General features: G+C 62.8%; 20 protein-coding genes, 3 tRNA genes and 1 pseudogene. 11 read left to right on the top strand and 13 right to left on the bottom strand.

Translation table 11 applies throughout. The annotated features are described in order from the left end of the window. The first annotated feature begins 23 nt into the window (after positions 1-23). Positions 24-959, top strand: a complete 936-nt coding sequence (locus LE416_RS03350; RefSeq protein ID WP_225047071.1) for a zinc ribbon domain-containing protein — start codon at positions 24-26, stop codon at positions 957-959. A 9-nt stretch (positions 960-968) separates the two neighbouring features. Then, on the top strand, positions 969-2,552 hold the full coding sequence (locus LE416_RS03345) for a zinc ribbon domain-containing protein (protein ID WP_225047070.1): 1,584 nt from the start codon (positions 969-971) through the stop codon (positions 2,550-2,552). A gap of 85 nt (positions 2,553-2,637) precedes the next feature. Here the strand turns inward: LE416_RS03345 and LE416_RS03340 are convergent, their stop codons facing one another. Continuing rightward, a complete protein-coding gene (locus LE416_RS03340; RefSeq protein WP_225047069.1) occupies positions 2,638-4,083 on the bottom strand; it encodes a hypothetical protein in 1,446 nt (481 codons plus the stop codon). A gap of 150 nt (positions 4,084-4,233) precedes the next feature. On the opposite strand from LE416_RS03340, the gene LE416_RS03335 reads away from it, so the two are divergent. Genes LE416_RS03335 through LE416_RS03320 form a run of 4 tightly spaced genes read left to right on the top strand, consistent with a single transcriptional unit; the run spans position 4,234 to position 8,634 of the window. Next, positions 4,234-4,632, top strand: a complete 399-nt coding sequence (locus LE416_RS03335) for a hypothetical protein (RefSeq protein WP_225047068.1) — start codon at positions 4,234-4,236, stop codon at positions 4,630-4,632. A gap of 18 nt (positions 4,633-4,650) precedes the next feature. Continuing rightward, on the top strand, positions 4,651-6,468 hold the full coding sequence (locus LE416_RS03330) for a hypothetical protein (protein ID WP_225047067.1): 1,818 nt from the start codon (positions 4,651-4,653) through the stop codon (positions 6,466-6,468). Further along, a complete protein-coding gene (locus LE416_RS03325) occupies positions 6,465-7,850 on the top strand; it encodes a pilin N-terminal domain-containing protein (RefSeq protein ID WP_225047066.1) in 1,386 nt (461 codons plus the stop codon). The genes LE416_RS03330 and LE416_RS03325 overlap by 4 nt, the downstream gene beginning before the upstream one ends. Then, on the top strand, positions 7,837-8,634 hold the full coding sequence (locus LE416_RS03320) for a class C sortase (RefSeq protein ID WP_225047065.1): 798 nt from the start codon (positions 7,837-7,839) through the stop codon (positions 8,632-8,634). The genes LE416_RS03325 and LE416_RS03320 overlap by 14 nt, the downstream gene beginning before the upstream one ends. 230 nt (positions 8,635-8,864) lie before the next feature. Here LE416_RS03320 and LE416_RS03315 read toward each other — a convergent pair whose 3' ends face one another. The 7 genes from LE416_RS03315 to LE416_RS03285 form a co-directional block, all read right to left on the bottom strand. After that, positions 8,865-10,295, bottom strand: a complete 1,431-nt coding sequence (locus LE416_RS03315; protein WP_225047064.1) for a C69 family dipeptidase — start codon at positions 10,293-10,295, stop codon at positions 8,865-8,867. Positions 10,296-10,469: 174 nt separating this feature from the next. Next, a complete protein-coding gene (locus tag LE416_RS03310) occupies positions 10,470-11,606 on the bottom strand; it encodes a GGDEF domain-containing protein (RefSeq protein ID WP_225047063.1) in 1,137 nt (378 codons plus the stop codon). A gap of 233 nt (positions 11,607-11,839) precedes the next feature. Then, positions 11,840-11,911: transfer RNA gene (locus LE416_RS03305), tRNA-Glu, on the bottom strand. 99 nt (positions 11,912-12,010) lie between these two features. Next, a complete protein-coding gene (locus tag LE416_RS03300) occupies positions 12,011-12,529 on the bottom strand; it encodes a hypothetical protein (protein ID WP_225047062.1) in 519 nt (172 codons plus the stop codon). Positions 12,530-12,578: 49 nt separating this feature from the next. Beyond that, positions 12,579-13,211 carry a TMEM175 family protein gene (locus tag LE416_RS03295; RefSeq protein ID WP_225047061.1) on the bottom strand — a complete coding sequence of 211 codons (633 nt, stop codon included), beginning with the start codon at positions 13,209-13,211 and terminating at the stop codon, positions 12,579-12,581. A 280-nt stretch (positions 13,212-13,491) separates the two neighbouring features. Beyond that, positions 13,492-13,562: transfer RNA gene (locus LE416_RS03290), tRNA-Gln, on the bottom strand. 131 nt (positions 13,563-13,693) lie between these two features. Next, positions 13,694-13,764, bottom strand: a tRNA-Gln gene (locus LE416_RS03285). Positions 13,765-13,976: 212 nt separating this feature from the next. Here LE416_RS03285 and LE416_RS03280 point away from each other — a divergent pair. Then, positions 13,977-14,309 carry a DsrE family protein gene (locus LE416_RS03280; protein WP_225047060.1) on the top strand — a complete coding sequence of 111 codons (333 nt, stop codon included), beginning with the start codon at positions 13,977-13,979 and terminating at the stop codon, positions 14,307-14,309. 204 nt (positions 14,310-14,513) lie between these two features. On the opposite strand, the gene LE416_RS03275 is transcribed toward LE416_RS03280, so the two are convergent. Then, complete coding sequence (locus tag LE416_RS03275; RefSeq protein WP_225047059.1) at positions 14,514-14,981, bottom strand: nucleoside deaminase; 468 nt, start codon at positions 14,979-14,981, stop codon at positions 14,514-14,516. A 45-nt stretch (positions 14,982-15,026) separates the two neighbouring features. On the opposite strand from LE416_RS03275, the gene LE416_RS13120 reads away from it, so the two are divergent. After that, entirely contained in the window at positions 15,027-15,149 is a 123-nt protein-coding gene (locus LE416_RS13120; RefSeq protein WP_257793748.1) for a hypothetical protein, read from the top strand. Between the two features lie 17 nt (positions 15,150-15,166). Here LE416_RS13120 and LE416_RS03270 read toward each other — a convergent pair whose 3' ends face one another. Beyond that, positions 15,167-16,075: a Gfo/Idh/MocA family protein gene (locus tag LE416_RS03270; RefSeq protein ID WP_225047058.1), complete on the bottom strand. Its 909-nt coding sequence runs from the start codon at positions 16,073-16,075 to the stop codon at positions 15,167-15,169. 684 nt (positions 16,076-16,759) lie between these two features. Here LE416_RS03270 and LE416_RS13245 point away from each other — a divergent pair. Both LE416_RS13245 and LE416_RS03260 read left to right on the top strand, forming a co-directional pair. Further along, positions 16,760-16,924 (top strand): annotated as a pseudogene (locus LE416_RS13245) (sunset domain-containing protein); the annotation flags it as partial. Continuing rightward, positions 16,924-17,871 carry a DNA/RNA non-specific endonuclease gene (locus LE416_RS03260; RefSeq protein WP_225047056.1) on the top strand — a complete coding sequence of 316 codons (948 nt, stop codon included), beginning with the start codon at positions 16,924-16,926 and terminating at the stop codon, positions 17,869-17,871. The pseudogene LE416_RS13245 and the gene LE416_RS03260, both read left to right, overlap by 1 nt. Before the next feature lie 108 nt (positions 17,872-17,979). Here the strand turns inward: LE416_RS03260 and LE416_RS03255 are convergent, their stop codons facing one another. From LE416_RS03255 to LE416_RS03245, 3 genes are all read right to left on the bottom strand, one after another. Further along, a complete protein-coding gene (locus LE416_RS03255) occupies positions 17,980-19,320 on the bottom strand; it encodes a glucose-6-phosphate isomerase (protein WP_225047055.1) in 1,341 nt (446 codons plus the stop codon). Positions 19,321-19,454: 134 nt separating this feature from the next. Further along, on the bottom strand, positions 19,455-20,306 hold the full coding sequence (locus LE416_RS03250; protein ID WP_225047054.1) for a GRP family sugar transporter: 852 nt from the start codon (positions 20,304-20,306) through the stop codon (positions 19,455-19,457). Positions 20,307-20,802: 496 nt separating this feature from the next. Beyond that, positions 20,803-21,411, bottom strand: a complete 609-nt coding sequence (locus tag LE416_RS03245; RefSeq protein ID WP_225047053.1) for a VanZ family protein — start codon at positions 21,409-21,411, stop codon at positions 20,803-20,805. Positions 21,412-21,567: 156 nt separating this feature from the next. Here LE416_RS03245 and LE416_RS03240 point away from each other — a divergent pair, with 156 nt between their 5' ends. Beyond that, entirely contained in the window at positions 21,568-23,808 is a 2,241-nt protein-coding gene (locus tag LE416_RS03240; RefSeq protein WP_420844368.1) for an LTA synthase family protein, read from the top strand. Positions 23,809-23,907 lie beyond the last annotated feature (99 nt).

Raw genomic sequence — 23,907 nt, 5'->3', positions numbered from 1 at the left:
CAGTCAGGAAGGAAAGAATTCATATGAAGACATGTCCTCAATGCGGGGCCGAGCAGGCCGAAAGCGCCAAGTTCTGCACCCACTGCGGCTACAACTTTGCCACCGCACCGGTGACCGGCAGTGCACCGGAACCACAGCAGACACCACAACCGGAACCGAGCCCGGCGCCACAGCCGACACCCGAACCACAGCCCGAGCCAACGCCAGCACCGCAACCTGAACCGGCACCGCAACCGACCGGCCAGGCCCAGCAAGCCGCACCGGCTCAGCAGCCCGCCGCGCCGCAGTCCGACAGCCTGGCCAACGCCAAGCAGGCCGGTCTCAACTACTGGAGCTGGCTGATTGCCGGCATCAAGCATCCGACCGCGACCAACAACCCGGGCGGCCGCTGGTACGGGCTCACCTCGCTGCTTTTGATCACCCTGTTCACCACGATTGCAATCATCAAGCCGATGTTTGCGGCCGCCAACACCGTGGCCGCCCCGACCACCAGCCTGTTCGGCACGGCCATCGGCGGCGCCGTCAGCTCCACCGCCAACTCCGCCATCTGGGGGACCGGCTTTCGCCTGTTCTTCCTGCTGTTAGCCGTCAACGCGGTTTACTACGTCGGGGCCTTCGTCGCCCGCCGCGCCGTCACCGGCACCGCCAGCGACTTCTGGGCGCTTTTGACCGCCTACCAGCAGCGGATGGCCATTGTGGTCTTCCTGAGCTTTGCCGCCGCCGTCCTCGGCTTCGTCGCAGGCGTTGCAACCATCATGCTGATTGTGATTCTCATCGCCCTGGACTTCACGTTCACGACTGTCGCCTTCTACCAGATTTCCTTCGGCCCGCAGCAGCCGACCGGTATGGACCCGATCTACGTGATGGTCCTGGTCAACGTCTGCCTGATTGCCGTCAACATGATTGTCTTCTCAGTGTTCGGCAGCTCCCTGTACAGCATGCTGCAAAACCTGTTTTAGGAGGCCCACATGACAACCTTCTACTATGACGCAGACACTGGCGCCGGCGCCGCCGCGCAGTTTTGTCCGAACTGCGGCACCAAGGTGACGGTCGACGACCGCTTCTGCCCGAACTGTGGCTTCGATCTGACCCCACAGCCTGCCGAGACGCCAACCGCCGGCGCTGCTCAGCCGACCACGCAGGCCGCCACTCAGCCGGTTGCGCCAACCCCGCAGCCGGCCGCACCACACCAGACCCCAAGCCGCAGCGCGGCGCCGGCCAAGCCGATGAGCAAGGGCACCAAGATCAAGCTGGGCGTCGGCCTCGGCGTCGCCGTCGTCCTGATTGGCGGCTACCTCGGCCTCAAGAGCTACTACGCCCCGGAGCGCCAGGTGACCCGCTTGGTCAAGGTGATCACCAGCGGCTCCACCGACCAGTTTGCCGCCAACATGGCGACCAATGACTCGGTGCTGAAGCTCAACACCCGCACCGTCAAGCCGTTCGTGACCTACCTGCGTGCGGACAAGGAGCGTCTGGCCAACTTCACCCGCAGCATTCAGGGCCACTCAAGCACCCGTTACGGCGTTCGCCTGGGCGTGCGCGGCAAGCACTGGCTGCTTTTCCCCAAGTACGTGCTGACCGCTGACGCGCCGACCTACGTCACGCTGAGTTCCCGGCGTACGGGCGTCAAGCTGACCCAGGACGGCAAGACCCTTTTGACCACCGCCGCCGGCAAAAAGTCGGTGAAGGCCGGTCCGCTCCTGCCGGGAGCCTACACCTTCGCCGCCAGCGGCGAGGTGGCGGGCAAAAAGGCCACGGCCAAGCTGAAGACCACCGTCGATTCCAACGGCAGCCAGGAGCCAGTCGCGTTCGACTTCACCACGGTCAAGCTCGCCATCGACTCCGATCTTGAGGGTGGCACGGTCACCGACACCAACGGCGACAAGCTCGGGACGATCAAGGATGGCGCCGCTAACATTGGGCCGGTGCTGTACGTCAAGGGCATGAAGTTTTTCGTCACCAAGACCTTCAAGTCCGGTGACGTCACCTCGAGCAAGTACAACCCGGCCAACGACTACGACGTGAGCCGCAACATCGACGGTGATGCCAGCCTGAACAGCAAGAAGACGCTGAGCGAGGACACGGCCGACAATCTGGTCTACAACGTCCTGAGTGGCGTGCAGGCCCTGTCGTCCGACAGCGATTCGGACCTGTCGGATTACTTCCAAGACACCGCCAACAACGCCTACAAGTTCTTCCATGACGTCGGCGACCGCTACGCCAAGCGCGACGACGTGTCCTACTCGGGCTTTGGTGGCAACGTTCGCAAGGTCTCGCGCACCGACGTCAACACATGGCAGGTCAGCTTCGACATGACCTACACGGTGGATTACACCGACTATGAAAAAGACGAGCGCGTTCAGACCTTCACCGGGAACCTGAACGTCGTATCCGATGGCGAGGACGACTACGGCGACACCGTCTACAAGGTCGCCAGCATGGCCACCACCACTAGCAACGGTGAAACCGTGCCAGCGATGTACAAGGTCTACGACAACAACGCCAATACATCCAACGACTCGCCGACCGGTGACTCGGACCGCGTGTACTGACCCTAGCACCTAGCCAACAAAACACCAAATGGCGCTGACCGTTTCCCCACAGGAAACGGTCAGCGCCCTTTCTTTCGTTCTGGCCTCACCGGTGCCGCTGCATCTTGCGGGCACGCACGGAAGCCAGTGAGATGATTTTGCCGCTATCCGCCGTCGGAGTGGCGAACGGCCGGAGCAAGGCGCTCAGCTCGGTCACCTGCTGAGGCGTCAGGGTCTCGTGCCGGCCAAGCTGCGAAATCAACGCGAGCAGCACCGTTCGGTAGGCTTCGAAGTCGGCGGTGCGCCGCAGCCCGGCGAGCACCGGTCCCGCGGCCGCCGCCGACCACCGCTTGGGCGTCTGCAGCGCCGTCGCGTACAGCCCGTCGTACCAGGCCGCAACGGCGAGCACCGCCTTTTGCTGGTCGACCTGCTCACGCAGTGCGGCGTTGGCCGTGTCACTCCACACTAGGCGCGCCGCATCGATGCCGGCGTTGTGCATCCGCGTCGCGGTCGCCTTGGTCCACCGGCGATCGCCAGCCGTCTCAACGTGTGGCAGGTCCTGGTGGCGGTCATCCGGCTGGTACACCAGCGGCGACTGTGCAAAACGCGGCAGGTGTAGCGCGTCGTGAACCGCCTGCACCTCCTCGTACCGCTGGGCGAAGCGGCGAACCGCGGCCTCATCGCTCAGATCGATGCCAGCGGCCACCATGGCCATCACGACGCGCTTGCGCGGGTGCCAGCGCTCGGGGTCCGCAGCGGCAGCCGTCATTTCGGGCACGGCACCGTCAACCGCGCGCAGGTCACGGCCAACCACCTCCGGTCGCAGCCATCCCTGCTTGCCCACGAAAGTGAGAAAATTGCGCAACAGCGGCGCAACCAACCCGACTGTGGTTCGATCGATCGGCAGCTCGCAGGCGAACAAGTCAACCATTGTCTCTTGAAGCATCGCCGGGGTCCAAGTTTGAGGAGTCTTTCGGCGCCACTTGTAGCCAGCCTCGACTAACGCCGTCAGCAAAAGTCCGCATAAGTCCGCGCTAAGGGTCTGTTTGCGGCCAATCGGTGCAACCAAAAACCGGTCCACCCACGCCTGGGCAGTCGTGATGAGCTCAACGTAGGTCGCCTCGTGAAAGCTAGGTAGGCGTGGATCTTCAATCACGTCAAGCTGGCCCGGACGCGTCACCGCCGCTTTGGCCGCCGCGTGGTGCGGTCGCAGTGCGCTCACCACCTCGCCCGGGGTCAACCCGATCAGGTTGGCACTTGCGGCGACCAACAGGAAGGCCTGCGCAATCTCAAGCAGTGCGGTGACCGCCTCAGGATTGGTCGTCGCCCGGTTGAGGAAGCCGGCCAAGTGGTTCAACCCCTTGGCAAGCTCAAAAACATGCCAGGAGGCTGGTGGTAACGGCGTGACCGCGGTCATGGCCGAGCCGAGCAGCCCGACCGCCGCCCGAATCTGATCGGCCGGGTAGGTCACCTCGAGTTGACGATACGACGCGGATTGGGTGAAGCGCTGCCAGAGCGGACGCAGCGCGGGCGCGAATGGGACTGATTTCATCGTTTACCTCCGTTTCAACCATTATACGCCATCCCCTCGGGCCCGCCAGCTCAGAGCATGCCGCGTGGTCTGAAAATTTTGAGGTCCATCACAGCGAAAATTGCGCACTTAGGCGTAATCTCTTGATGACCGACAATTGGAGGTGACCCCATGCTTCGTAGATGGCTCCTGCGCCCCTTGGTGGCGCTCATGACCGCGTTGGTGCTGACAGCGACCGTGACCGCAGCGATTTGGCTGGCGCTGCCGGTTCAGACACTCAATGCAAGTGACCTGACCGCCGCGACCAATCCCTTCCCCAGCGCCGGCTTCTCGGGTGGCGGCACAACCTGGAATCTGGCGGCTGAGGCAGTCCCGTCAATTCCGCAGGTGTCAGTCGGCGGGAATGCCTACTACGCCTTCACCGATGACTCGAACCGCGGCGGCCTGACGCGGCGCACCATCGAGACAACCACCACCGGCTTCACCGTCACGACCGAGACACTCGCCGGCCCGGCGCAACCCACCCAGGCCGAGGACCTGGTACTGGTGATCGCCGTGTCGCCGGCTTAGCAGGCGCAGGCTTCGGCAGTGCTGGACGAGCTGGCAGCCGGCCTGATGACCGCGACGGCCAACACCCAGGTTGCGGTCATCATCAGCCACCGCAACGGCGACGCGCTTCAAAGCACGGTCCCGCAGCTTTCGGGTACCCGGCGCTTTACCAACGATCCCGCGGCCCTTACCGCGCTCATGCTGTCCGCCAATCCAGACCCCGCCATCGATTGCAGCTTCCAGGTCGCCAGCGCGCTGCTGGTAGATTCAAAATCCGGTGAACGGCCGACCGCCACCAAGCGCATCATCACACTGACCGACGGGGCGGCCGCGCTTACCGCAGGTCCGCCCGCCGCTACCGCCACCGGTGCAACACAAGCAATCGTCTCGAGCTCACTGGCACCACTTCCGGATAGTCGCAGGGACCTAATTGATATGGCGGCGGTGCCGAACGAGGCGGCCGATCGCATCCTCGTCGGTGGCGGCGGCCGTATCCTCGACGGTGCCACACCGGACGCGCGGCGCAGCGCCCTGAATCAGCTCGTGGCGCCGGCCTTTTCCCGCATCATCAACGCGGACTGGCAGGATCAGCTGGGGCCGGCCTTCGCCCTTGCCGGGACGCCGAAGCTTGACTGGCTGCGCGTAACGGCAGATGACCAGGTTGCCGCCACCTCTCCCCCTGCATACAGCGCGTCCGCCATTCAGCAAGACGGCTCGAGCCTATCCGTCGGCGGGCTGACCCTGGCGAGCAGCCCCACCTTCCGCGACGGGTTTCGCATCACGTACGATGTGATCCTAACACTACCTTACAAGGACGGCACCTTTTGGCCGGTCAGCACCGCCACACGGCTGACCGTTCCGACCACGCCGCCTTGGTTTCTTTACTACCAACCGGTGGCCGCCAAGGGTGAAGGCGCTCTAATCAGGCAGACCATTACCATCACCCAAACCATTGTGAGCAGTGTCAATGGCTGGAAAATCGCCCTAGACGACCACTCTTACTATGCTGTTCCGCACACCCCACCGAACTACCAACCGGGAGGCCCCCTCGCCTTTTCCGATAATGGCGCCAACAAATTCACAATTGCATTGAGCGTCTACCTCAACCACGTGCCGATTCAATACACGTTTGTTGCCAAGCCGATGATTAACTATGTCACCACAAGCGACACCGAGCGAATCAATGATCTCTCGGCTCAAAAGGAGATCGCGATGACGCTAACCCCCAAGACCTTGACGCTGAGCTGGGAGGTCCCCAAGGCGGCGGACGGTAGCCGGCCGGACCTTCTCATCACGCGCGGGACAGACACGAAAACATTTTCTGCACAGGATAGTCTGGCCGTCAAGCTCCCGACTGGGAACTACACGGCGGCTCTGGCCGCCCCCAGCGGCTTCACGAGCTCAACCATCGCCTTCCAGATCATCGGCAACAAAGACGTCTCCGTGCCATCACTGCTGCCCGCCGGCACGCCGCCGACACCTGTCCTGACCCTCAAGTCCTTCACCCTGACCGGCGCGCTGGACTGGGCGAACGCCAGGCTGTACGGTCCGAGCAGCGAAACCGCGACCCACACCTCAACTGGCTTCAGTGGTCTGGCTCCGGGGCGCCACGAGCTGATGATCGACGGCCACACCACGCTGTTCACTCTGACGCCCAGCGGCACCCTGACGGCGGTCAGCGGCGGCGAGTTGACCGCCGAGCTGACACCCGGACCGGCGGCCAACCAGCTCGAGCTGACCAATCTGACCTCCGGCACCCTCGTTCTCCCGACCACCGGCGGGCACGGCGGGCTCGTCGCGGGTGTCGCCCTGCTTCTCATCACGATTGGACTCATCCAAAGGAGGAACCCCGAATGAAAAAGTTTTGGCTACTGCTGTTCGTCGCACTCGGTGCCTGGCTCGCGCTGAATCCGACACACGCGCGGGCCGCCACCACGGTTGTGCTCCACCCGGCCCAGACCAACGACAACACCGCCACCGCGAACACCGGCGCGCCGATGCCCGAACTCGCCGCGCTCCCCAGCGTGAACGGGGCAACCTTCAGCGCCTACGACATCACCACGCTGTTCGACGAGAAAGCGGCCACCGACGGCCAACTCGCCGCCCAAGCGGCGATTGCCCGCGACTGGGACCGCTACGTCGGTGATTACAAGGCGGTTCAAACGGCCACGGCCGTCGACGGCGCCGTCACCTTCACCGCGCTTCCCACCACGGCAGACAACCTGGACCGCGTCTACCTCTTTGCCCAGACGGCAGGTCCTAGCGACCTGCTGAAACCGCAGCCGACGATTCTTGGCCTCGACGGCACCGATCGCGACTACACGCTGTACCCTAAGAGCACCGGCGCTGATTTGCGCCTGACGATTGGTGACACCCCAATCACCACCGGCGTGCACAGCGTCCCCCGTGGCACGGTGCTCACCTACACCGCGCAGTTCACGCTGCCAAGCAGTCTGGCCGCTGAGTCCTCACCTTACACCGCCCTCACCATCGCCACCGGCGCGACTGCGGACGGGACGGTTCCAGTTCCGGACAGCGTCACCGTGACCCACAACGGGACGCCGATTGCCGCAAACTGGCTGACGCTCAACCAGGCGATTGATTTGGCCAAGCTGCCCGCAGCGGCCGGGGCCGACCTAGCCGCGCTCGCCGGCAAGACCATTCAGGTCTCCTATCAACGCCGGGTGGTTGACCCGCAGCCGACCGCCGACATCACCGGCACGCTGACCATCACTTGGCAGGGAGTCGATGCGCCAACAGTGCTGCACGCAACTAGTGCAGCGGTGGAAACCGGTGGGCAGCGCTTCACGGCCGTCAACCCCTTCGATAAGCAACCCGTGGCCGGCGGCAGCTTCGTTGTCCGCCGTGAGCAGGCCGGCACCACCCAGTACGCACTGTTCTCCCCCGATGATTTCACCTGGGTGACCAGCCGGGACGAGGCTACCAGCTTTACCGCAGACGGGGACGGTCAGATCCGCGTCGAGGGGCTTGAGGCGGGCGATTACGCGCTCGAGCAGCTGGACGCCGCGGACGGATACCGTGCGGCGACACCTCGCATTTCGTTCACGGTGGCCAAGGCGGCGCCCGGCACGGATGAGGCCGCGTCAATCACCGTGTGGCAGACCCCACTGACCGGCATCCTGCCGGCCACCGGGGGGCTCAGCCTGCTGGTGCTGGCCCTGTTCGGGGCGGCACTGACGAGCCTTGGGCTTTACCGGCGGCGTCATGTCCGCGCGTAAGTCCCTCCGCGGTCTGATTCCGCTGGTGCTCGGCGTGGTGCTGTTGGCCATCGCGCTGGCCGCGCCGGCCGTCAACACGCTGTGGACGCAGCACGTCCTGACGACGGCGCAGGCCCGCAGCCAGGCCAATGCGAAAGCGGCCATCGCCGCCAAAACCGCACAAAACAAGGTCTTGGCCGCCGCAGGACTGGTGCCAAACGCCGATGTCTTCGCCGCCGCCAAGGGCGATCCCGACGCGGCGGCGCACCTGGTCGGCCAGGTCAGCATCCCCAAGCTCGCGCTGGTGGTCCCGCTTTTCGACGTCTCGAGCCCGGCCCTGCTGCAGCAGGGCGCGGTGGTGGTCCCGGGCACCAGTTTTCCAAGCGGCGACCCCAACACGCACGCCGTGATCGCGGCGCACGACGGGTTGTTCGGCAACGAGCTGTTCACCCACCTCGACCGGTTGACACTCGGGGACCGCTTCCTTGTCACCATCGGCGCCACCACGCGCACCTATGCCATCGAGCGACGCCTGATTGTTGCCCCGACGCGAACCGACGTGCTGCGCATCGAGCCGGGGCGCGAGCTGGTCACCCTTTTGACCTGCACCCCTTACATGGTGAACACCGAGCGCCTGCTGGTCACGGCCCACCGCGTGCCGACACTGCCCGCGGCAAGTACCCCGAAGCAGGTCGCAACGCTGGGTCAGACCCGCGCCTGGCTGACCCTCGCGGCAGTGCTGCTGGCGCTGATGGCACTCGCCTTCTGGGGCTGGCGACACCGAGTCGCGGGCCGAAACCGTTAACGCAAAAAAAGAATTCGATTTCACTGGACGCGAAACCGCATTCACGTTATAATATTTCTTGTCGCGTGTTATCCGTGCTAACGATTATGGCAACGACAGACAATTTTTTAATGAAGCGCCCCCCTCGATTCAGGGTCGAGGGGGGCGCTTTTTTTGTGAGGCGGCCGGCAGAGGACAAAAAGGGCCGCAGCAGCAGTCGTCATCCGACTGCTGCTGCGGCCCAAGTTCGGTTACAGGTTCTTGTCCATGTTGAAGGTGAGCTGCGACAGCTCCATGCTCTGCATCAAAAGGCTTTCGATCTGCGCCTGCGTGGCCTTTTTGACCGCTGCCACGACCTTGTAGTTGGCCTGAGTCTGCGCGTCGGTCAACGCCTGCCCCTCGAGGTCCTTGGTCGCCTCGTCCGTGGCCGCAACGTGGATGCGGAACTGGCGGGACAGTTCCGTCAGGTAGTCGCGATTTTGCTGGATGAACTTGCTGTAGTGGCTTTCCACCAGCGCGCCGAGGCTGCGGTGCAGCCAGTAAGCGGAGTCCACGCCCAGCGTCAGCTTCTCCGGCGTGTGCGAGTAGCTTGGATCCGTGTCGTCGGCGTTGCAGTAGAACGGCACGTAAGGGCTGTACGTCGGCATCCCGAGGTTCAGCCACATGATGGCGGCGTGACCGAAGTCGGCGTCGCCGCGCAGCTGCAGGATGTGCGAGTTTTGCGTCCGGTTCAAGCCAATCGGACGGTAGCGCAGGCGGTCGGCGTCCGCGCCGTGGCCGAAGGGATCAAAGCGCGTCTCGTTGTAGTGGCTGCCCAGGATCTGCGCGATGTCCTCGCGGGTAATCTTGTGGTCGGTGTGCATGATGAACGGCAGCTCCGCGGATTCGGGTTCTTCCGGGACCTCTGGGTTCAAGATGTGGTGGCCGTACCAGACGCGCGGCGTGTTGTAGTGGCGGTCCTTCTCGTTCATGGTGCCGAAGATGTGGCGGAAGTTCCAGCCCGTCTTGTCGGGGTTCAGGTGGTGCGCCTCAACGAACTCGCGGATCCCCTCACTCCAGATGAAGTTGTCCGAATCCTCGAAGTCGACCTGCTGGATGGCGACCTGGTTGGCGGCAATCGCGTAGGCGTCGTCGGGGATGCGCTGCGCCACCCAGTGGTGCCCGGTCACGATTTCCATGTACCAGACGTTGTCCTTGTCGGAGAAAAGCACGGAGTTGCCCGCCGGCGAGCCATACTGCTTGATCAGCTGACCCAGGTACTCCACGGCGTGCCGCGCGGATTCGACGAACGGGAGCGTCATGTTGACAATCAGGTCCTCGTCCAGCCCGTTTTCAACCAGCGGGTCGAAGGCCAAGGTGCGCTCGTTGCCGTAGGTGCTTTCGGTGGCGGACATCGCGACGTTCTTCGCGTTGATGCCGCTCTCCTCGTAGTCACCGAGCTTGGCCGTGTCGACGTTTGGAACCGCGTTGTAGCGGTAGCCGTTCTCCGGCAGCGGCGCGGTGAAGCCGTTAAGCGGCGACTTGACGCTCAGCCCCTTTTCGCCGCGCCAGGCCGGGTGCATGTAAAAGCGGTGCGGTGCAAGCACGTGGAAGGTGTCATCGTTGCGCGCGATCATGGTGCTGCCATCAATGCTTGCGGCCTTCCCAACGAGGATCGATGTGCAGGCGGTTTCTTTCTTCATTTGTGAGCCCCTCTTTTCCAAAGTGTAACTTCAGTGTACGCCTATCAGCCGGCAAAAGGAAACCGCGGGTGGGTGAAAAAGCAACCAGACTCGCCACCGCCACGATCGACCGCCGAACCGCGGTGGCAAAGCCCAGCCTTCAGGTGCGGCCATACTCCGCCCCTGCTTCGTCCATCACGACGCGTCAGGGTGCGCATCCGGCTGAACCCGAACACAGTTGCGACCGCTGCGCTTGGCCAGGTAGAGGTTGCGATCCGCCCGCTTGTAGCCGTCCTCCGCGCTGTAGTCGCCTTCCTGCACCCTGGCCTGACCGATGGAGCAGGTCAGCGCCAGCGTCGCGTCTCCGGCCGTGAAGTGCACCAGCTTCAAAAGCGCCAGGAAGCGCTCGCCGATGGCCTGCGCCTCGGCCTGCGACAGCTTGGCCTCCGCGATGATGGCGAACTCCTCGCCCCCAAGGCGATACGCGGTGGCGGGAAACGGCAGCGCGGACGCGAAGCCATCCAGTTCTAGGGCCAGCCGGCGCAGCACCTCGTTGCCGCCGGGATGGCCGAACGTGTCGTTGATCGACTTGAAGTGATCGAGATCCCCCTCGAACACGGCGTACGGCGTTTGGTTTTTGGTGAAATCCGCAAACAGCCGCTCGAGCGCCGTTCTGAACGTGCCGAAGTTCTGCACCCCGGTCAACTCGTCCGTGCGCGTCCTTGCCGCGATGCGCTCACTGCGCCGCCACGCCCGCCGCATGCGGTTGTCAAACGCCAGGACCAGCCCGCCCAGAATCGCTAGGCTTCCGAGCTGGTGCGCCCAAAGGCCGGCGGACAATTCCTGCCGCGTCGCCTGCATCATCAGGACACTTGCGGCAAAAAGCGCCAGGAACCCGGCATCCGCCCAGCGGTGACGTCGGCGGAAGTTCGGCACGGCCGCAACCGCAATCAGGACCACCCCGGCCCCGACCGCCGCAACCAGGCCCAACACGGTGATCCCGTGCGCCAGCCCCAGCCCGGCGTAGCCGATCAAAAGCCCCGCATCCACCGCCGGTTGCCAGCGCGCACGCGACTGGCGCGCGAGCAGGAAGAACCCCACGATGAGCAGGTTGACGCCGCGCCAGGCGAACCCACCCGCGATCTGCCAGGCCAACAACGTGAGGAGGTAAAAAGCGCTGACGCCCTGCACCACGCCGCGCCTGTGGGCCACAACAAAGGGGCTGGCCCAACTCGACTGCAGCCAGTAAAACAGCGCGGTGGCCCCGACCAGCACAATCAAGTCGGTTGCTAGATTTAGCCCCGTGGTCAGGGATAACGTAATCGAATTCATAGGCACCTCCGTCAATTCCGGCGACCCGTCGCTGCCGAGCGGGTTCAGTCTTAATCTGTAGTCTAGCACAACCAGCGCCGGTCTGGTGCTTGGCGGTCCGCTCGCCACCCGGAATGTGGCCCATTGCAACCCGAAGGCCACGTCCCAATCCAGGGCTTCTCACCCAAAACAAAAACCCCGGCTGCCTGATTTAGGCCCTCCGAGGTTCTCGATGCTGCGAATTTATTCTTTTATCACCCGTACGGGATTCGAACCCGTGTTTTCGCGCTGAGAACGCGACGTCTTAACCCCTTGACCAACGGGCAATGATTGTTTCTGTGCCTCAAGCACAAAAACTACTATACCGGGTTTGGGGCCGTGCGTCAACCGTTTTGACAAAAAAAGTTGCAGACGCCTAAAACTTCTCAGTACTGGCCAAGTGTCGCCTTGAGCGAGCTCAGCGCGGCGCTGCCGTTCAGGTCGCGGTAAGCCTGGTAGGCCTTGACCCAGTCCCCCGCCGCGACCGCCTCGCGCACGTCGGTCAGCTCGGGGCTGGCAAACAGCAACGCGGCCGCCGCCTTGGCTTGCTCGCTGGTCGCGCCGGTGGTCTGCTTCAGCAGGCTGGTCATCGCGGTCTGATCCCCCGCCGCCTTGACGATCGTGGCCATCTTGGTGGCCTTCAGGGTGCTGGCCGCCTCGTCAATGCGCGCGTCAACCGCGCTGTTGCCGGTTTTTTGTTCTTCGATCTTCTTGACCAGCGTCGACTTCACCGCCGTGTCGGCCGGCGTGTCGGTGCCCGTCGTGTTGCGCCAGGCGTTGTTGATGGTCGGAAATTTCACCACGAAGATTACCCCCAAAACCACCAGCACCAACAGGATGCCCAAAAGCACCTTGGGCCATTTTTTCTTGCGCTTTCTAAGCGCCAGTTGTCGTTGCGAACGCATTTCGTCACTCCCTCATTTTTCCCCAGTGTAACACGTAATTGTGAAAAATCTAGGGCCGGCGCGAGCGCACCCCGATGTGAATCACGCGGCTGAAGCGCAGGTAGGCGATGAAGTGAAACACCACGCCCGTGACCAGAAGCGCCCCCGCCAGCAGGTTGGACACGCAGGTCGCCGCAGCGGATGCCAGGTAGATGGCGACGCTCCGGGCCGGATCCAGGCGAATCCGGTTGTAGTGGCGCTCGATGCCGGTGAAACTTTGCAGCTCCGGGTGCCGCTCGAGGTAGCGGTACACAATCAGAAACGACAGCGAGATCATCAGCGCCACGGCGTCGTACACGACGAAGGCCAGCTGAATGTCCCGGGCGTCGCCGTTGGTCAGTGCCTCAATTAACAGCACCATCGCGTAGTTCACCAGGGTGACCGTGAACAGGATGAAGAGGTTCAGGATGTTCAGCGTGCGGTTGGTGTGCTTGACGTACTGAAAGTAGTCGTGGTGAAACAGCCAGCTGGTGCCGACGTAAAAGTACGACAGCGCGTACATGGCAAACAGCGGCGCCTGCTGCAGCACGACTGCGCCGAGCTGGCCTGGTCGAATCGTTGCGGGCTGGAATTCGAGGATCAAGATGGTGAGCAGGATTGCGAAGACCCCGTCGCTCAGTGCGTTCACACGTGCTTTGCTCATGTCACACCTCCAAGGTTGTGGTGCGCTCATTATCCGCGCTTTGCCCGCAGATGGCAAGCCAGATGCTCGTGCGGACATCAGGTAACGGCACCCCTGATGGTATCGTCGGGCCGCGCGGGGGAACGCGGGCGCGGCTAGCGACGCACGAGTTGCTGGCTGCACGCCGACACCCGGGCCATAACCCGGCCCAACGACCATCGCTGGGCTACCCGACCCGCTCAGTGCCCTCCTCCGCCCTGGCGCACAAAAAAGCCGCCTCGGCGAACCGAGACGGCGATGATTGGGTAGATAGGGATCGAACCTATGATTATGGATTCAGAGTCCACTGCGTTACCACTTCGCTACTACCCAATGACTTAACGAACGAGTATCAGTTTACGAGAAAATGGGGACGTTGTCAACGGCAAAACCACACTTTTCTCAATTTTCTTTCCGGTACTCGTCTGAGAATAAAAAAAACCGCGTCGACCGACGCGGGATAATTGGGTAGATAGGGATCGAACCTATGATTATGGATTCAGAGTCCACTGCGTTACCACTTCGCTACTACCCAATAACTTATCGAACGTTTATTAGTTTAGGTGAAAACGGCGGCGGTGTCAACGCCTTGCGCGAACTTTTTTCGCGAATTCCTCAAATTCTCGGTGGGTCGCCACCGTCCGCATCAAAAACCGGGACACGCCGCCGCGCGCCCCGGTTTTCGGCCCCCTCGCCGTGGTATGATGAACCTGCGCGGCTCACCGCGCAACCAAGGGAGGAAAGCGCATGAATGTCATCTTTCACCTCGACGAACCCGCCAAGTGGCCGGTCGTCACCGGCAACATCGTGAACTACCTCAAGGCCGCCGCGGATCAGGGCGTCTCGGGCCAAGTCGAACTTCTGATCAACGGCCCCGCCATCGAAGGCGCCCGCCGCGGCAGCGACCAGGTGCTCGCGCCACTGCTTGAGGCGGGCGTCGAAGTCGCCGCGTGTGCCAACGCCATGGCCAGCCACCAGATTGCGGCCGCGAACCTGCAGCCCGGGCTCACCGTGGTGCCGGCCGGCGTCTTTGAGCTCGCGCGCCGCCAGCACGAGGGCTACGCCTACATCAGACCTTGACCTTCGCCATCAAGAGGTCCGCCCGGCCCCACATCGCCCACAGCGTGACCCCGTGCAGTGCGACCGCCAGTACCAGCCATCCCAGTAACATTGTCATCGCCTCCTGTTTTCGCCTCAACTTTAGCGCCGGATTGTATCGATTCGTGCCGCTGCGGGTAAAAATTCGGTTCCGATTTGTAAACATGGGGTAAACGTGCTTTGCGGTCAGTAGAGCTGGTGCGAAGCCTTCTTGTAGGCCTCAAACACGGGCAGCGTCAGGCCGCGGTCGTGCTGCACCAAGGTCAACGCGTCGCCTTGCAGGTGGTGCTCGATGAAGTCGTACATCGCCGCGTCGCGAAAGCCGATGGCCGCAGCGTCCGCTGCCGTGTTGCCGTAGTACACCACGCGGATGTTGGCCCACATGATGGCCGCCAGGCACATCGGGCACGGCATCGCGTTGGTGTACAGCTCACAGCCACCCAGGTCGTGGGTGCCAAGGGCCGCTCCGGCGGCCCGCAGCGCGACGACCTCGCCGTGGGCGGTCGGATCGCAGTCGGCAAGCACCCGGTTGTGGCCCGTCGCCACCACGGCGCCGTCCTTCACAATCACGCAGCCGAACGGTCCGCCGTCCTGTTGCGTTAGGTTCACGGCGGCCGCGGCCGCCGCCTGCTTCATGAAGCGTGTCTGGTACATTACATTCCCGTCCCTTTCAGATCATTTCACCCAAGGAGGTGCACCATGACCCAATCATCACTCGCCCAAGGCATCGTCACGACGGTTGCCGGTGGGCTCACCCTGCTGGCCGGTGCGATCACGCTGACCTGCGGCATTGTCGGCATCGTCAACCACCGCCAAGGCTAGCGCGACCGCCTTTTTTGTCAGAGCTGCTTGACCATGTCCGTAAGGATGGCGTGCGTCAAGCGGCTTGTTTGTGGTGCCACCGGGTTGGCTGTGGCCTGCCCCACCGCGCCCACGAAGGCGCGAATCATCGGGGCAAAACCGCGAGTCTCGAGCATCGGCTGCCAGTCCGGCGCCTGCGAGCTGGTCACCTTGGCGCCGGTGTAAAGCTGGAGGCGGCTCAGGTCCTGGACCCGTGCGACGCCGGCCGTGGTCGCCACCGTCGCCTCCTCGAGGTTGCAGCCGGCCACCAGGTTGATCGAGGCCGTGGCGCGCAGCCCCGCCGCCGTGAAGGTCACGCTGGCCTGCTCGAGCAGCCCCTTGTCGTTGAGGTGCAGGCTGTAGCGGGCTTTGGGCTCCTCGGGAAAACCGGCCAGTGTGAGCGCCGTGTCCAGCGGGTGGATCAGCAGGTCGAAGATGGCGTGCTGTGGTTCTTGGGGATCGGCCACACGGTTTTTGGTCACGGTGATCGCGTTCTTGTTCTCAAGCGCAGCCAGGCTTTGCATCTGCGGGGCGAAGCGGCGGTTGAAGCCGACCGTCAGGAGCTTGCGGTGCTGGGCCGCCAGCAGGTACAGCTCCGTCACCTCTTCCTGCGTGGTCGCCAGTGGCTTGTCCACGAAAACGTTGACGTCGCGGCTCAGGAAATGCTTCACCAAGTCGTAATGCACCGGCGTGGCGGCGTGAATCATCACCGCGTCGAGGCTCAGCTGGTCGAGCGCTGCGATGTCCGTCCCCGCTGCCACCATGTGAAACTGGTTGGCCAGCCGCGTGACCTTGGCCAGGTCGCGGCTTTCCAGGTACCACTGCACCTGATCTTGCATCTGCGCGTACACGGGCAGGTAGGCCTTTTGGGCGATGTTGCCCAGTCCAATCACTCCGATGTTTAACATACTGCTCACCTATTTTCATTAGTCGTTACTTTAACGCTAGCACAGCAACCCGCCGCGGTCAAAGCCGAACGTCAAAACTTAAGCCTATGAACAAAAACGCTTACAGGGCTAGCAAAGCCGCGCGTTATCCCGGATAATAAAGGGGTACGGGAGAAAAAGTTGGGGGGAAACCTACATATGAGACAATCGACGAAACGACGCGGCGGTCTGCTCGCAATTGCAGTCGCCGCGCTGATGGTGACCACCGGCTGCGCCAATAACGCCGAGGCGCAGAAGCCGGCGCCGGTGCGCATCACCCAGGCCCAGCGCAAGGCGGCTGACAAGACCGCCAAGGCCAAGGTGACGCTGGCCGCGGCACTTGACACCAAGTCCGCCAAGCTCGCCAAGCTGAGCAAGGAGCGCGACGCCTTGCTGGCCGAGCAGGCGAAGCGCGAGGCGGAGGCGGCCAAGGCGGAAAGCATTCGCCAGGCCAAAGCGGACGCGGAGGCCGCCAAGAAGGCCGCAGCTGAGGCCAAGGCCAAGGCGGACGCGAAGGCAAAGGCCGCGGCGGCAGCCAAGGCCAAGGCCGTCGCTGCAAGCCAGGCCAAGGCGCAGGCGGCGGCCAGCAGCAGCCGGGCGGCAGCGGCGGCAGCCGCCAGCCGCAAAGCGGCCGCGGCGCGCAGCACCGGGGGTGCCCGCGCCCAGGGCAAGCTGGACACAGGGGCGGCCAAGCGCATCATCGGCAACGTGAACTCCAAGATCTACCACGTGCCCGGTCAGGCCGGCTACCACATGAACCCGGCCAACGCGGTGTACTTTGCTACTGAGGCGGAGGCCCAGGCGGCCGGTTATCGAAAGGCGAAACGCTAATGATTAAAAAAATAATGCACAGCGGCCTCGTGCTCGGCCTGCTCCTTTTGGCCGGCTGCAGCGCCGAACCCGCAAAGAAGACCCAGGACCCGGCCGTCACCAAGTTCAGCACCAGTGTCAAGGCAACCAAGGCCGCCACCAGCAGCCTGCAGGCCGCCATCAAGGACGTCGACCACGACCTCTCCTCCACCAAGGCGGAGATTGCAAGCCTCAAGGACGACCTTGCGGCGGACAAGGCGGCGTCAAGCGCCAGCGCCGAGAGCGCAAGCAAGGCGGCGACCGAGGCCGCAGGCACCAGCAAAAACGCTGGCACTAGCCAAAAGGCCAGCGCCAGCCACAAGCCGGCCACCGTCAGCCGCGGCACCACGCCCGCAGCGCTAGCCGCCAAGACTTACGCCGGTAACCAGGAGCTGACCGTCGACAACAACGCGCCGGGCTTTTCCGCCGCGGAGCTGAGCACGGCGCACGGCGCCTGGGAGCGCTACGCGGACCTAGACGGCTACAACCGCGCCGTGGTGGCCGACGCCATGCTGAACACCAGCCTGATGCCGACCGAGGCGCGCACGGCCCTGACCTGGGACCCCACCGGCTGGCACAATCGGCGCACCGCGCACGGCTGGCTGTACAACCGTAGCCATCTGATCGGCTTCCAGCTGTCCGGGGAGAACAACAACCCCAAGAACCTGATCACCGGCACCCAGTCGCTGAACAACCCGCTGATGCTTGCGCACGAGATGGACATCGCCACGTACCTGAAGGGCAGCAGCCGCCGCTACGTGCGCTACGAGGTGCGCCCAATCTACCGCGGCCAGGAGCTCGTCGCCCGCGGCGTCCAGATGCGCGCCCAGTCCATCGGCGACAACACCATCCGCTTCAACGTCTTTATCTTTAACGTTGAGGACGGCTACACGATCAACTACGCCACCGGGACTAGCACCACCAACTGAGGTTTCAACGCCAACGCGGCGGCCCGCTATAATTGCAGGCCGCCGCGTTTTTGATGTGTCAAAAAAAGAAGCCCACGAGTGGGCTTCCAATCTGTGTACGCCGCGCCATTACAGGCGTGCGTTGAGTTCCTTGGTCATGTCTTCGTAACCCGGACGGCCGAGCAGCGCGAACATGTTCTTCTTGTAGGCTTCAACCCCTGGCTGATTGAACGGGTTGATGCCGTTCAGGTAACCGGAGATGGAAACCGCGGCTTCGAAGAAGTAGATCAGGTAGCCCAGCGTGTAGGCATCCTGCTTCGGAATGGAGACGGTCATGACCGGCACGCCGCCATCGGTGTGGGCCAGCACAACGCCTTCGTAGGCCTTGCGGTTGACTTCGCTCATGGAGCGGCCTTCCAGGTAGTTCAGGCCGTCCAAGGAGCCCGGCTCGGCCGGGATGGTCAGGTCGTGGTTCGGCTGCTCAACCCAGACGACGGTTTCCATCAGGTTGCGCAGGCCTTCCTGGATGTACTGACCCAGGGAGTGCAGGTCGGTGCTGAAGTTGGCGCTTGATGGGTAGATGCCCTTTTGGTCCTTGCCTTCGGATTCGCCCATCAGTTGCTTCCACCATTCGCCGAGGTACTGCAGGGTTGGCTCGTAGTTTTCAAGCAGCTCGGTGGTGTAGCCCTTGCGGTACAAAATGTTGCGGTACGCGGCGTACTGGTAGGCCTCGTTCTTGGTCAGGTCGGCGCTTGAGTACTCGGTGCGCGCGTCGGCGGCACCCTGCATCAACTGGTCGATGTCACCACCGGCAACGGCGATTGGCAGCAGGCCAACGGCGGACAGCACGGAGAAGCGGCCGCCGATGTCGTCTGGGACAACGAACTCTTCGTAACCCTCGGCGTCGGATTCATCCTTCAGGGCACCCTTGGCGCGATCGGTCGTCGCAAAGATACGATCCTTGGCGGCTTCCTTGCCGTACTTGGCAATCAGCTTAGCCTTCAGAACGCGGAACGCGATGGACGGCTCGGTGGTGGTCCCGGACTTGGAGATCACGTTCAGGGAGAAGTCGCGGTCGCCGATCACGTCCAGCAGGTCGGACAGGTAGGAGCTGGAGATGGAGTTGCCGGCAAAGTAGACTTCCGGCAGCTTGCGCCCAGGCTCCGCGTTGCGGAAGGTGTGGGACAGGAAGTCGATAGCAGCGCGGGCCCCGAGGTAGGAGCCGCCGATGCCGATGGCAACGAACACTTCGGAGTCGCCCTGGATCTTCTTGGCCGCGGCCTTGATGCGGGCGAATTCGTCCTTGTCGTAGTCGACGGGCAGGTCGATGAAGCCGCGGAAGTCGTTACCGGCACCGGTGCCTTCGCGCAGTTCCGTGTCGGCGGCCGTCACCAGCGCCTGCATCTGACCAAGTTCGTTGTCGTGCACGAACTTGCCCAGCTTGGATGAATCGAATGAAATGTGAGCCATAAGAATCTATTCCTCCTAAGATGTTTCAGTATTCGGTTTCAACTTTAAGCATGTTCTCGGGCAATTGCAAGGTGGACCACTGCGATTGTGAAAAGTCACCAGTCGGTAACACCCCTACGTATTATAGCACCGGACTACTTCATCATGCCCAAGACCACGCCACCGGCGATGATCAGAATCGAGCCCCAGGCGATCCAGGTCATCTCCTTGTGGGTCTTGCGTTCGCCGAGCAGGAAGATGGCGCCGAAGGTCGAAATCACGATACCCATCTGGGACATCGAGTAGGCGATGGCCAGCCCGACTTGGGCCATGGCCATCAGCATGAACACGTTCCCGGTGCCCCACAAAAGCCCGGTCAGCACGTTCTTGCCGGTCTCCTTGTTGAAGGCGTCGTGGCCGATGGCGAACAGCAGCGCGCCGACCACCATGCCGACCGCCTGAGGCAGCACCACGGCGGTGGCATCGAGGTGTCCGGCGTTGACCACGATGGTGTAGCCGGCGTAACCGGCGGTCGAGAAAATCAGGGTGCGCAGCCCCTGCGCCAGCTTGGTCTGCCCCTCACCGGCCGCGGCCTTTTCCTTGCGGGAGGTCAAAACGGCGCCGAGGACCAAAAACAGTAGGGCCAAGAGCCCCATGCTGACGTCCTTGCCGCTTTGCCACTCGTGGAACAGCAGCGCGCCGGCCAGGGTGTTGGCGACCAGCTGCATCCCCGTCGACATCGGCACGGTCATGGAGACGCCGATGTACTTCATGGTCTGGAACTGCTGGCTCTGCCCCAGGGCCCAAAACAGCCCGGACAGGATGCCGAGCGCCCAGACCTTCGCGTCCATCGCCGGCTGGGCGATGAGCCAGGTGCCGATGCCGAACACCAGGGCCCCCAACGTCATCCCAAGCGTCTGCTGGTATGCGTTACCGCCCAATTTAGCACTGACTAGCCCGATTGATCCCCAGGCCAGTGCCGGGATCAGCGCGATAATGATTGCCATTTAATTTCCTCTTTTCATCTCAGGTTGCGTTTCGTAAAAGTCACAAGTAGTTATTTTATCGTGATTTCGTTTTCAAGGCAAGCCCGGTGCGGGGCCGTCGCGTTCATGAAACCGGATTCTGAATTCGGTTGCACGACTCGACCAGTCGCCGCAAAATTCATCGGATCTGCACGGGACTGGCGTTTGGACAAAAAACCATTTTTGCCCCCTTGACGCCAAATATTTCGCAAAATGACGCCGTGTCGCCACATTTTCAGCCGTCGTTTTCACAAAGCGACCGGTGGCTTACTTTTTTTCTGAAAATACGAAGCGTGTCGCGACAGCGCGATTCGTTATTCAATCGGCTGCGCACTGAAAACGCGGTGCGGCAGTGCCCTCGATTTGCGCAAAACCGCGCCCGACCGTTGCCTTAAGCGTAGCCCCTCTTGCGCAGTCTCGCAACTAATCGGTCCGCCGCGCAAAAAGGGTGGCCATCCGCCACCCTGCGTTACCTATCTTATTGGCGCCTCGGCCGCCGCACCAGCCGGCACAGCACGTAGCCGACCAGCGCCCCCACCGTGTTGAAGATCAGATCGTCGATGTCGGCCACCCCGCTGTACAGCAGGAACTGAAGGCCCTCGATCATCACCGACAGCAGGATGCCCGCAAGCAGCACCCGCCAGAGCCTCGGCCGCGGGGCCAGCCACGCCAGGCCGAAGCCGAACGGCACGAACCACACGACGTTGCCCAGCGACTGGTACCAAAAATCCAGCTGCGAGGCCCCGAGCCGCAGCTTCATGGTCTCGACCATCGGCGTCCAGTTGATGTCCGCCAGCGGGTGGTTGAAGTAAAAGTGCAGCTGCCACGGGTAGTACCACTGGCGAAACACCGTCAGCATCAGCAGCAGGATCACGTAGCCGGCGAACACGTGCACCTTGAGCTCGTGGCCGAGCCGCCACGGCCGCTTGGTCGCAAAAAGCCACACCCCGCGGATCAGCGCGAACGCCAGCAGGTACAGGATGGTTTTGTCTAGACTGTACATCATCAGGCGCACCAACGGAAAGTGGTTGATGCGCCCCTCCAGGTGTGCGCGCACAACCTGGTACACGGGTCCCAAAAACAGCATAAGCTCCTCCAATCGCCCATTCATTCTAACAGACCGTGCCTACCGCCGTGCAGCGTTTAAGTCATTCTTACAAAAGGCGGCCGCCACCGCAATTCGTTTGCCCCCCAATAGCGTTACGGGTACAATGAAACGGAACCTTACGAACGGGAGGATACCGTGAAAAACCTGATTACGCGCGTGCGCACCACGCGCCTCGGCTTCTTAAGCCTACTATTAATATTAATCTGGCTGAAGACCCTGTTCGCCTACTACGTTGACTTTCGGCTCGGCGCGACCGGCATCTTGCAGCAAGTCATCTTGTTCTTCAACCCGCTGGGCACCTCGGCCGCACTGCTGTCGCTCGGGCTTTACCCGCGCCGGCCCAAAGCCGGCTACGCGGTCGGCGGCATCGTCTACGTGCTGCTGTGCCTGCTGCTGGTCATCAACGTCCTGTACTACCGCGAGTTCTCGGACTTCATGACCGTCGGCACCGTGATGAGCGTCAAGAACGTCTCGTCCGGGCTGGGCGGCTCGTTCATCAACATGGTGATCTGGCGCGACCTCGTGTTCGTCTGCGACTTTGCGGCCATCCTGCTTGGCTTTTTGGGCTACGGCGTCGTCAACATCTGGCGCTACATCCACCACCAGCCGCTGAAGTGGCCGCACTTCGGCCTGCGTCTGGACACCCGGCCGTTGCCCTACCACGTGCCGCAGGCGGTGTCCGCCGTGGCCGTCGCGCTGTTTGGCCTCAACATGACCATCAGCGAGCTGAACCGGCCGCAGCTTTTGACCCGCACCTTCGACCGCAACTACATCGTCAAGTACCTCGGCCTCGCCCCGTTCACCGTGTACGACGCCTTCCAGACGGTGCAGAACAACCAGGTTCGGGCCACCGCCGACAGCGCCGACATGGACGACGTGCTGGCCTACACCAAGGCCCACTACGCCAAGCCAAGCACCGAATACTTCGGCGCCGCTAAGGGCAAAAACATCATCATCATTCACCTGGAGTCCTTCCAGCAGTTCCTGATCGGCGCCAAGATCGACGGCCAGGAGGTCACACCCTTCCTCAACTCGCTGATCAAGGAACAGGACACGCTGAGCTTCGACAACTTCTTCCACGAGGTCGGCCTCGGCAAGACCTCGGACGCGGAGAACATGCTCGAGACCAGCACCTTCGGCCTGTCGACGGGATCGTTGTTCTCAAGCCTCGGCACCGACAACACCTTTCAGGCCGCCCCGGCCCTACTGGATCAGTACGCCGGCTACACGAGCGCCGTGTTCCACGGCGGCGACGGCACCTTCTGGAACCGCTCGAACACCTACAAGAGCCTGGGTTACGACTACTTTTTCGACGGGGATTTCTACAACCACGAGAAAGGCACCACGACGGAGTACGGCATCAAGGACAAGCTGATGTTCGCCGAGACCAGCAAGTACCTCACGCACCTGCAGCAGCCGTTCTACGCCAAAATCATCACGACGACCAACCACTACCCGTTCTACATCGCCAACTCGGACACGGACTTCCCGGACGCCGGCACCAGCGACGCCTACATCAACGGGTACTTCCGCACCGCGCACTACCTCGACGCCGCCCTGCGCGAGTTCTTCACCTACCTCAAGCAAAGCGGGCTGTACGAGAACAGCCTGGTCATGATGTACGGCGATCACTACGGCATCTCCAACGACCGCAACCAGACGCTGTCCGACCTGCTGAGCTCAAGCACCTCAGATTCCACCGGCGACACCGCCGCCAACTGGACCAGTTTCGATGACACCAACCTGCAACGCGTGCCGCTGATTTTCCACATGCCGGGGTTAAAAGGTGGCATCAACCACACGTACGGCGGCGAGATCGACGTGCTGCCCACCCTGCTGCACCTGGCCGGCGTCGACACCAAGCCCCTGGTGCAGTTCGGCACCGACCTGCTGTCGCCGCAGCACGACCCGGTCGTGGCCTTCCGCAACCACAACTTCGTGACCCCGCAGTACACGGTGCTCGGCAGCACCGTGTACCGCAACCGCACCGGTGAGGTGGTCACCCCGACCGCCTCGCTGCAGCGCAAGCTCGATGCGGCCCAGGCCAGCGTCGACGCACGCCTGACGCTGTCGGACACGCTGGCGACCAAGAACCTGCTGCGCTTCTACGTGCCCGCCGGCTTTACGCCGGTCAACCCGCAAAAGGTCATGTTCAACCGCAGCCTGGCCAACATGCTCAAGCAGGAGCGCACCCTCGGCAAGCGTTCCACGTCGCTGTTTTCCCAGCACCCGAACAGCCCGACCATCGCCGATTACCAGACCGACGCCCCCGAGGTCCAGACCGACCCGGACGTCATTTCCGCCTGGCCGGCCAAGGTGGCCGGCCAAGCCGATGCGGCCGCCGATACCGCGGAAGACGACACAACCGATCAGTAACGCACGGTCACGCGGCCGGTGCACGCCAGAATCCTGGCGCGCACCGGCCGCTTTTGGCGTCGCGTGCGCGGGGCGTTTCTTCCGGGGAACTTCATATAT

This window comes from Lacticaseibacillus kribbianus, assembly GCF_020180945.1.
Classification (GTDB): Bacteria; Bacillota; Bacilli; order Lactobacillales; family Lactobacillaceae; genus Lacticaseibacillus; species Lacticaseibacillus kribbianus.
The sequence above is the reverse complement of the archived record's forward strand: the minus strand, read 5'-3'. Positions and strand labels throughout refer to the sequence as shown.

What these genes read in the sequence shown, in the direction of transcription:
- LE416_RS03350 (WP_225047071.1), top strand. Translation starts at nt 24, where the DNA reads ATGAAGACATGTCCTCAATGCGGGGCCGAGCAGGCCGAAAGCGCCAAG.
- LE416_RS03345 (WP_225047070.1), top strand. Translation starts at nt 969, where the DNA reads ATGACAACCTTCTACTATGACGCAGACACTGGCGCCGGCGCCGCCGCG.
- LE416_RS03340 (WP_225047069.1), bottom strand. Translation starts at nt 4,083, where the DNA reads ATGAAATCAGTCCCATTCGCGCCCGCGCTGCGTCCGCTCTGGCAGCGC.
- LE416_RS03335 (WP_225047068.1), top strand. Translation starts at nt 4,234, where the DNA reads ATGCTTCGTAGATGGCTCCTGCGCCCCTTGGTGGCGCTCATGACCGCG.
- LE416_RS03325 (WP_225047066.1), top strand. Translation starts at nt 6,465, where the DNA reads ATGAAAAAGTTTTGGCTACTGCTGTTCGTCGCACTCGGTGCCTGGCTC.
- LE416_RS03320 (WP_225047065.1), top strand. Translation starts at nt 7,837, where the DNA reads ATGTCCGCGCGTAAGTCCCTCCGCGGTCTGATTCCGCTGGTGCTCGGC.
- LE416_RS03315 (WP_225047064.1), bottom strand. Translation starts at nt 10,295, where the DNA reads ATGAAGAAAGAAACCGCCTGCACATCGATCCTCGTTGGGAAGGCCGCA.
- LE416_RS03310 (WP_225047063.1), bottom strand. Translation starts at nt 11,606, where the DNA reads ATGAATTCGATTACGTTATCCCTGACCACGGGGCTAAATCTAGCAACC.
- LE416_RS03300 (WP_225047062.1), bottom strand. Translation starts at nt 12,529, where the DNA reads ATGCGTTCGCAACGACAACTGGCGCTTAGAAAGCGCAAGAAAAAATGG.
- LE416_RS03295 (WP_225047061.1), bottom strand. Translation starts at nt 13,211, where the DNA reads ATGAGCAAAGCACGTGTGAACGCACTGAGCGACGGGGTCTTCGCAATC.
- LE416_RS03280 (WP_225047060.1), top strand. Translation starts at nt 13,977, where the DNA reads ATGAATGTCATCTTTCACCTCGACGAACCCGCCAAGTGGCCGGTCGTC.
- LE416_RS03275 (WP_225047059.1), bottom strand. Translation starts at nt 14,981, where the DNA reads ATGTACCAGACACGCTTCATGAAGCAGGCGGCGGCCGCGGCCGCCGTG.
- LE416_RS13120 (WP_257793748.1), top strand. Translation starts at nt 15,027, where the DNA reads ATGACCCAATCATCACTCGCCCAAGGCATCGTCACGACGGTTGCCGGT.
- LE416_RS03270 (WP_225047058.1), bottom strand. Translation starts at nt 16,075, where the DNA reads ATGTTAAACATCGGAGTGATTGGACTGGGCAACATCGCCCAAAAGGCC.
- LE416_RS03260 (WP_225047056.1), top strand. Translation starts at nt 16,924, where the DNA reads ATGATTAAAAAAATAATGCACAGCGGCCTCGTGCTCGGCCTGCTCCTT.
- LE416_RS03255 (WP_225047055.1), bottom strand. Translation starts at nt 19,320, where the DNA reads ATGGCTCACATTTCATTCGATTCATCCAAGCTGGGCAAGTTCGTGCAC.
- LE416_RS03250 (WP_225047054.1), bottom strand. Translation starts at nt 20,306, where the DNA reads ATGGCAATCATTATCGCGCTGATCCCGGCACTGGCCTGGGGATCAATC.
- LE416_RS03245 (WP_225047053.1), bottom strand. Translation starts at nt 21,411, where the DNA reads ATGCTGTTTTTGGGACCCGTGTACCAGGTTGTGCGCGCACACCTGGAG.